Origin of the sequence: Psychromonas algicola, from assembly GCF_004378355.1 — a bacterium.
Lineage (GTDB): Bacteria > Pseudomonadota > Gammaproteobacteria > Enterobacterales > Psychromonadaceae > Psychromonas.
The window spans coordinates 1-404 of record NZ_SNUB01000102.1 but is presented as its reverse complement, the minus strand read 5'-3'; the positions used below and the strand labels follow the sequence as shown (position 1 = coordinate 404).

1 protein-coding gene is annotated in these 404 nt (G+C 47.0%); it reads left to right on the top strand.

Features of this window, described 5'->3' with window-relative positions; all coding sequences use genetic code 11:
• On the top strand, nt 1-404 hold a 404-nt coding region (locus E2R67_RS16700; protein WP_166739421.1), incomplete at both ends, for a hypothetical protein.

Below are 404 nucleotides of genomic sequence, written 5' to 3'. Positions count from 1 at the left end.
ATTAACACGTAAAGGCGATAATTTAACCTTAGAAGTTGAAGGTGAATCCGTTGCAAATATTGAAGAATTTTACACTGTCGATGGCTCTCAATATGTCGTTGATGGTTCGCAATCCCTTATTGATGGTGCAGCTTCCGCCGAAAATATGGTTATCAGCAGCTCTGGTCTTGATGCTAGCGGCAACATTATTGCACAAGGTGCAGTCTGGCAGGCTGAAACTAGTTTTCTTGGATTGAGCACATTACAACTTGTTGGTGCGGGATTAGGTTCTGCCGTTGTCCTTGGGGCGGCGGTTTCGAGTTCCGATTCTGGCTCTGGCTCAAGTGCAACGCCAGATACAACCGCACCAGAAATCACCTCTGGAACAACGGCCACGGCAATCGATGAAAACAGTGGTGCAAACC